A 6900-nucleotide genomic window follows, 5' to 3' on the forward strand; every position below is an offset into this window, starting at 1 on the left:
CTTCTTGTCCGGCTTGCCCAGCGGGGTCAGCGGCAAGGAGTCCGCGACGATGACCTGCTTGGGTGCCTGGACCGCGCCCTTGCGCTCCTTGACCAGCGCCTGGATCTCGGTCTTCAGCTGGCTGACCGAGCGGTTGTCGCGCTTCGCATCCTCGCGGAGCACGACGATCGCCGTGACGGCCTCGCCGAACTTCTCGTGCGGCGTGCCGATCACGCCCACCTGGGCGACCGCGGGATGCTCGGCGATGACGTCCTCGACCTCGCGCGGGAAGACGTTGAAGCCGCCGCTGACGATCATGTCCTTGATGCGATCGACGATGTACCAGAACCCGTCCTCGTCCTCGCGGGCCACATCGCCCGTGTGCAGCCAGCCGTCATGGAACGCCTCGGCGGTCTCCTCCGGCTTGTTCCAGTAGCCGCCGGCAAGCACTGGCCCGGCGACACAGATCTCGCCCGGTTGCCCCTGCTCGACGGGTTCGCCGTCCTCGCCGAGCAACGCCGTACGCAGGAAGGCGCTCGGGCGCCCGCAGCTGGCGAGCCGCTCGGGCGTGTGGTCGGCCTTCGCCAGGTAGGAGATCACCATCGGGCACTCGGACTGGCCGAAGTACTGCGCGAAGATCCGGCCGAAGCGGTCGATCGCCTCGGCCAGGCGGGTGGGGTTGATCGCGGCCGCTCCGTAGTAGACGGTCTCCAGGCTGGACAGGTCGCGCGTGTGCGAGTCCGGGTGGTCCATCAGCGCGTAGAGCATGCTCGGCACCAGCATCGTCGCGGTGATCTTCTGCTCCTCGATCGTGCGCAGCACGGTCGCCGGGTCGAAGCCGGGCAGCACCACGAGCCGCCCGCCCTTCGCCACGGTCGGCGCGAAGAATGCCGCGCCGGCGTGGGACAGCGGCGTGCAGATGAGGAACGTCGGCGCCTCGGGCCATTCCCACTCGGCGAGCTGGACCTGGGTCATCGCGGCGATGCTCGACGCCGTCCCGATGACGCCCTTGGGCTTGCCGGTCGTGCCACCGGTGTACGTGATGCCGACGACGTGGTCCGGCGGGAGATCCTTCGCGACGAGCGGCTCGGCGTCGTACGTCGCCGCCTTCTCGGCGAGGTCGTCGATCGTGATGACGGTCGTGAGCGAGGGGACCTTCTCCCGCAGCGCGTCGGCCCGCTCGAGGAACGTGGGGATGTTGTCGACGATCAGCGCGGTGGCGCCCGCGTCATCCAGCACGTACGCGTGGTCGTCGAGCGAGCCGAGCGGATGCAGGGCCGTACGCCGATAGCCCTGCGTCTGGCCGGCACCGATGAGGAACAGCACCTCGGGCCGGTTGGCGGCCAGCAGGCCGACCGCCGTCCCCGTGCCGGCGCCCATGTCCTCGAGCGCGCGAACGTAGCGGCTCATCTGGTCGGCCATCTCCTGGCCGGTGATGTTGCGGTCCCCGAGCTGCATGACGGACGCGTCTCGGTGCCGCTTGAGGGAGTCGAGGAGCATCTGCCCCGAGTGCGGGCCGCGGTGGATGTCGGGATCGAGCGTCATGTCTAGCGCGCCCCCTTGCCGGGTCCCTTGACCCGCGGATCGTCCTTGAAGTCGACGGCGTCGCGCTCCTCTGCGCCCGCGGTGTTGATCGTGATGCCGCCGTCGACGTCGAGGATCGTGCCGGTGACGTACGACGACGCGTCCGAGGCGAGGAACAGTGCCGCGTCGGCGATGTCGGCGTGCGTGCCCCAGCGGCGCAGCGGCGTCGACGCCGTGATGCGCTCCTTGATGCCGGGCATCGTCGCGATCACGTTGTCCATGCCCCAGGTGTCCTCGATGGGACCGGGGCTGATGCCGTTGACGCGCACGCCGGCCGGGCCCCACTCGATTGCGAGGCACTTCGTCAGCATGTTGACCGCCGCCTTGGACGCGCAGACGTGGCTCTGGAACGCGAGCGGCTTGACCGCCTCCGGCGCCGTGATCGCGATGAGGGATGCGCCCGGCGTACGCAGGTGCTCGAAGCTCGCCCGGTAGAGGTTGAACGTGCCCATGAGGTCGATGTCGACGACGGACTGGAAGGCCGACGACGTCATGCCGAGGGCCGGTGCGTAGAAGTTGCCCGCCTGGCCCGCGACGACGATGTCGATGCCGCCGAACGTGTCTGCGGTCTCCTGCATCGTCTCGGCGACCCGGTCGTAGTCGCGGGCGTCGGCCGGCAGCCCGAGGGCCTCGCCGCCCTCCTCGCGGATCTCCTTCGCCGCCGAGGCGCAGCGCTCGACGTCGCGGCTCATCACGACGACCTTCGCGCCCTGCGCCGCGTACCGCTTGGCGATCGCGAGGTTGAAACCGCGGGTCCCGCCCGCGACATACGCGACCTTGCCCTCCAGGATGTTCGTGCCGAACACGGTCATGCCGCTCCTTCCTTCGTGAATGACGCCATGGTGCGCTCGGGCTCCCAGTAGGCCTTCATCGAGGCGACTCGGCCGTCCTCGTTGACGACGTAGACCATGATCAGGTCGGTCGTGGTGTGGCTGCCGTCGGCGAACGACGTCTTGATCCGGCCGATGTTGGCGCAGGTGTTGCCCTCGGGGTTCGCGAACGAGTCGTCGATCTCGAACTCGAACCGGTCGATCGGCGCGATCGCGGCCTCCCAGAACGCCCGTATGCCGTCGTGGCCGCGGTGACCCTTGCCGTCGGGATCGAACATCGACGGTCCGACGGGGTCCTCGATCACGGCGTCCTCGGCATAGACCGTGAGCCATTCGTCGAGGTCGCCCTTGGCGACGGCGGAGTACGAGCGCTGCGAGGCGGCGCGGGCCGGGTGCGGGTCGTTGGGCGCGTTCCAGCTGATGGCGTCGGACGTGATCATGCTCGCCATACTAGAACACGTTCCAGTTTTGAGGAATGTCCACTTGCCGCCAAAACTAGAACATGTTTCACTTTGGGGCATGACCGATGCCGGGACCCTGCACGCGCCCATGAAGGTCGAGTTCGACTACACCCGGTCGCTCGGCCCCACCCTGTCGGAGTTCATGACCGGCCTCAAACGTCGCCAGGTCCTCGGAGGCACGCTGTCCGACGGGACCGTCGCCGTGCCGCCGCCCGAGTACGACCCGCGTACGTACGACCCGATCACCGAGCTGGTGCCGGTCAGCGACGAGGGCGTCGTGCAGAGCTGGGCCTGGGTGCCGGAGCCCGTGCCCGGGCAGCCCCTCGACCGGCCGTTCGCGTTCGCCCAGATCGTCCTCGACGGCGCGGACAGGCCGCTCCTGCATGCGGTCGCCGTCGAGGCGCCGGACCAGATCGAGACCGGCATGCGCGTCCGAGCGCGGTGGGCCGACGAGACCGTCGGAGCCATCACCGACATCCGTTGGTTCGAGCCGCTCGACGACTCGCCCGCGACGACGCCGGGTGCCGGGGACGGCGAGCCGGTGACCGGGATCGTCGCCCCGGTGCACCTCGCGTACGACTTCGCGGCATCGCCCGAGGAGTCGGCGTTCTTCCGCGGACTCGCCGAAGGCCGGATCCTCGGCCAGCGCTGTCCCGTGTGCGAGAAGGTCTATGTGCCGCCGCGTGGCGCCTGCCCGGTCGACGGCGTCCCGACGACCACCGAGGTCGAGGTGCCCGACACCGGCATCGTCACGACGTTCTGCATCGTCAACGTCCCGTTCCTCGGCCAGCGGATCACGCCGCCGTACGTCTCGGCGTACATGCTGCTGGACGGCGCAGACATCGCGTTCCTCCACCTCCTGCTCGGCGTCGACCCCGCCGACGTACGCATGGGGATGCGGGTCAAGGCCGTGTGGAAGCCCCGCGACGAGTGGGGCACCACGATCGAGAACATCAGCCACTTCGAGCCGACCGGGGAACCGGACGCCGACTACGAGACCTACAAGGTGCACCTGTGAGAGAGCGTCAGCGAACGAACCATGAGGCAGCGATCCTGCCGGCATCTCCGTACCGTGCCTTTTCCACGGAGGTGGCGGCAGGATGACCCGTGATGTAGCGATTGTTGGGTTTGCCCAGCGCCAGATGAAGGAGTTCGACGGGTCCCCCACGTGCGTGGAGCTGCTCGTCCCGATCTTCGCGGAGCTGTTCGAGCAGACCGGGTGGACCAAGTCCGACATCGAGTTCTGGTGCTCGGGCTCGAGCGACTACCTCGCCGGACGCTCGTTCTCGTTCGTCTCCGCCGTCGACGCGATCGGCGCGCTGCCGCCGGTCATGGAGTCGCACGTCGAGATGGACGCCGCGTGGGCGCTCTACGAGGCGTGGGTCAAGATCCAGACCGGGCTGGTCGACACCGCGCTCGTGTACGGGTTCGGCAAGTCCAGCGCGGGTCAGCTGCGGCGCATCCTCTCCCTGCAGATGGATCCGTACACCGTCACGCCGCTGTGGGCCGACGCCGTGTCGGTCGCCGGGATGCAGGCACGCGCCGGTCTCGAGAGCGGCGCCTGGGACCAGGACCAGATGGCGGCCGTCGTCGCCCGGTCGATGAGCGACGCCGCCGGCAACGAGTACGCCATCCGGTCGAAGGCAACCACGGTCGAGGACGTGCTGGCCCAGCCCGTGTACGCCGATCCGTTGCGCCGGTGGGACTGCGCCCCGGTCTCCGACGGCGCCGCGGCGATCGTCATCTCGGCGGCCGACACTCCGGCGTTCGACCGGCTGCCCGGGCCCGCGGCCTGGATCACCGGCATCGAGCACCGCATCGAGCCCGGGGCCCTCAACACGCGCGACCTCACGGTCTCGACGAGCACCACATCGGCGGGTGCCGCTGCCGGTGTCGAAGGAGTCGATCTGGCCGAGCTGCACGCGCCGTTCTCCCACCAGGAGCTGATCCTCGGCTCGGCCTTGGGCCTCGGCGACGACGTACGGATCAACCCGTCGGGCGGGGCGCTCACCGCCAACCCGATGTTCACCGCCGGTCTCAACCGGATCGGGGAGGCGGCGAGGCAGGTGTGGTCGGGCTCGTCCCAGAGAGCCCTCGCGCACGCCACCTCCGGACCCGCCCTGCAACAGAATCTCGTGCTGACGATGGAGGCCCGCGCATGACGACTCTTGCCGCTGTGATCGGCGTGGGCCAGACCCACCACCGGGCCAAGCGCGCGGACGTGTCGATCGCCGGGCTGCTGCGCGAGGCGATCGACCGGGCCATGGCCGACGCCGAGGTGACGTTCGACGACATCGACGCGATCGTCATCGGCAAGGCGCCGGACCTGTTCGAGGGCGTCATGATGCCCGAGCTCTACCTCGCCGAGGCGCTCGGAGCGGCCGGCAAGCCGCTGCTGCGGGTCCATACCGCCGGCTCCGTCGGCGGCTCGACCGCGATCGTGGCCGCTTCGCTGGTCGAGGCCGGCATCCACGAACGCGTGCTGACCGTCGCCTTCGAGAAGCAGTCGGAGTCCAACGCGATGTGGGCGCTGTCGATCCCGGTGCCGTTCATCATGCCCGTGCATGCGGGTGCCGGCGGCTACTTCGCGCCCCACGTACGTTCGTACATCCGGCGTTCCGGCGCACCCGATCACATCGGTGCGATCGTGGCCGCGAAGGACCGGCAGAACGCCCTCAAGAACCCGTACGCCCACCTGCAGAACCCCGACACGACAGTCGAGTCGGTGCTGGCGTCGCAGATGCTCTGGGACCCGATCCGGTACGACGAGACCTGCCCGTCCTCCGACGGCGCCTGTGCCCTGGTCATAGCGTCCGAGGATGCGGTCGAGCGGTCCGGCATCAAGAACCCGGCCTGGATCCACGGGACCCAGATGCGCAGCGAGCCGACCACGGCAGCCGAGCGTGACCAGGTCAACCCCCATGCCGGCCGCGAGGCAGCCGCTGCGCTCTGGAAGCAGGCCGGCATCTCGTCGCCGATCGACGAGATCGACTGTGCCGAGATCTACGTGCCGTTCTCGTGGTTCGAGCCGATGTGGCTCGAGAACCTCGGGTTCGCCGAGCAGGGCGACGGCTGGAAGCTCACCGAGGCCGGCGAGACCCGCATCGAGGGCCGTATCCCGGTCAACATGAGCGGCGGGGTGCTGTCCTCCAACCCGATCGGCGCCAGCGGCATGCTGCGCTTCGGCGAGGCCGCGCTCCAGGTCATGGGCGAGGCCGGCGAGCACCAGGTCGACGGCGCCCGCAAGGCGCTCGGTCATGCGTACGGCGGCGGCTCCCAGTTCTTCGCGATGTGGGTCGTCGGGGCCGACAAGCCGAACCACTGAGCCAACCCAGCCGTCTCGCCGGTCGAGTGAGGAGGGCGGCCTCCTACTCGACCGCCGAGGTGGAGCGCCTCAGACGTACTTGACGGGGAGCTCCTTGATGCCGTTGATCCAGCCGTGGCGGAGGCGGCTGGCCTCGCCGGTCTTGGTGATGTTCGGCAGCCGGTCGGCGAGGGTGTTGAACATGATCTCCACCTCGAGCCGGGCCAGGTTGGCGCCGATGCAGTAGTGCGCGCCGTGCCCGCCGAAGGACAGGTGCGGGTTCGGGCTGCGGGTGATGTCGAACGTCCCGGGATCGGTGAAGACGTCCTCGTCGTGGTTGGCGCTGGCGTAGTAGAGGCCGACGCGCTCGCCCTTCTTGACCTCGACGTCGCCCACCATCACGTCGTTGAGCGCGGTGCGCTGGAACACCGTCACGGGTGTCGCCCAGCGGATGACCTCGTCGACCATCGTCGACGGGCGCTCGGCCTTCCACAGCTCCCACTGGTCGGGGAACTGGAAGAACGCGTTCATGCCGTGGGTGATCGCGTTGCGCGTGGTCTCGTTGCCGGCGACCGCGAGCATGATGACGAAGTAGCCGAACTCGTCCTCACCCAGCTGACCGTGCCCGTCGACGTCGGCGGTGATGAGCTTGGTGATGATGTCGTCCTGCGGGTTCTTGCGCCGCTCCTCGGCGAGACCCATCGCGTACATGAGGATCTCGGCGGCGGCCTCGTCCGGGTTG

General features: G+C 69.1%; 7 protein-coding genes. 3 read left to right on the forward strand and 4 right to left on the reverse strand.

Annotated features, from left to right (window positions below; genetic code table 11):
- The 3 genes from fadD8 to V6M46_RS16365 form a co-directional block, all read right to left on the reverse strand.
- Nucleotides 1-1524: fatty-acid--CoA ligase FadD8 (gene fadD8, locus V6M46_RS16355; protein WP_332667023.1), on the reverse strand; the 1524-nt coding region annotated here is incomplete at its 3' end.
- 2 nt (nt 1525-1526) lie between these two features.
- Nucleotides 1527-2375, reverse strand: coding sequence for an SDR family oxidoreductase (locus V6M46_RS16360; RefSeq protein ID WP_332667025.1), 849 nt, complete (start codon nt 2373-2375; stop codon nt 1527-1529).
- Entirely contained in the window at nt 2372-2833 is a 462-nt protein-coding gene (locus V6M46_RS16365; protein ID WP_332667027.1) for a nuclear transport factor 2 family protein, read from the reverse strand. Before V6M46_RS16365 ends, V6M46_RS16360 begins: the two co-directional genes overlap by 4 nt.
- A 79-nt stretch (nt 2834-2912) precedes the next feature.
- Between V6M46_RS16365 and V6M46_RS16370 the strand changes: the two genes are divergently transcribed.
- From V6M46_RS16370 to V6M46_RS16380, 3 genes are all read left to right on the forward strand, one after another.
- Entirely contained in the window at nt 2913-3872 is a 960-nt protein-coding gene (locus tag V6M46_RS16370) for a Zn-ribbon domain-containing OB-fold protein (RefSeq protein WP_332667029.1), read from the forward strand.
- Nucleotides 3873-3954: 82 nt separating this feature from the next.
- Nucleotides 3955-5016: a thiolase domain-containing protein gene (locus tag V6M46_RS16375; protein WP_332667031.1), complete on the forward strand. Its 1062-nt coding sequence runs from the start codon at nt 3955-3957 to the stop codon at nt 5014-5016.
- The gene (locus V6M46_RS16380; RefSeq protein WP_332667033.1) at nt 5013-6179 is read left to right on the forward strand and encodes a thiolase domain-containing protein; all 1167 of its coding nucleotides are present in this window, start codon (nt 5013-5015) and stop codon (nt 6177-6179) included. Before V6M46_RS16375 ends, V6M46_RS16380 begins: the two co-directional genes overlap by 4 nt.
- A 69-nt stretch (nt 6180-6248) precedes the next feature.
- Here V6M46_RS16380 and V6M46_RS16385 read toward each other — a convergent pair.
- Nucleotides 6249-6900 (reverse strand): cytochrome P450 (locus tag V6M46_RS16385; RefSeq protein WP_332667035.1); only part of this gene is annotated, 652 nt, incomplete at its 5' end.

This window comes from Aeromicrobium sp., assembly GCF_036676885.1.
Classification (GTDB): Bacteria; Actinomycetota; Actinomycetes; order Propionibacteriales; family Nocardioidaceae; genus Aeromicrobium.

Bases quoted from the DNA above. Each gene is read 5' to 3' on its own strand.
- V6M46_RS16375 (WP_332667031.1), top strand. From the start codon at position 3,955: ATGACCCGTGATGTAGCGATTGTTGGGTTTGCCCAGCGCCAGATGAAG.
- V6M46_RS16370 (WP_332667029.1), top strand. From the start codon at position 2,913: ATGACCGATGCCGGGACCCTGCACGCGCCCATGAAGGTCGAGTTCGAC.
- V6M46_RS16365 (WP_332667027.1), bottom strand. From the start codon at position 2,833: ATGATCACGTCCGACGCCATCAGCTGGAACGCGCCCAACGACCCGCAC.
- V6M46_RS16360 (WP_332667025.1), bottom strand. From the start codon at position 2,375: ATGACCGTGTTCGGCACGAACATCCTGGAGGGCAAGGTCGCGTATGTC.
- V6M46_RS16380 (WP_332667033.1), top strand. From the start codon at position 5,013: ATGACGACTCTTGCCGCTGTGATCGGCGTGGGCCAGACCCACCACCGG.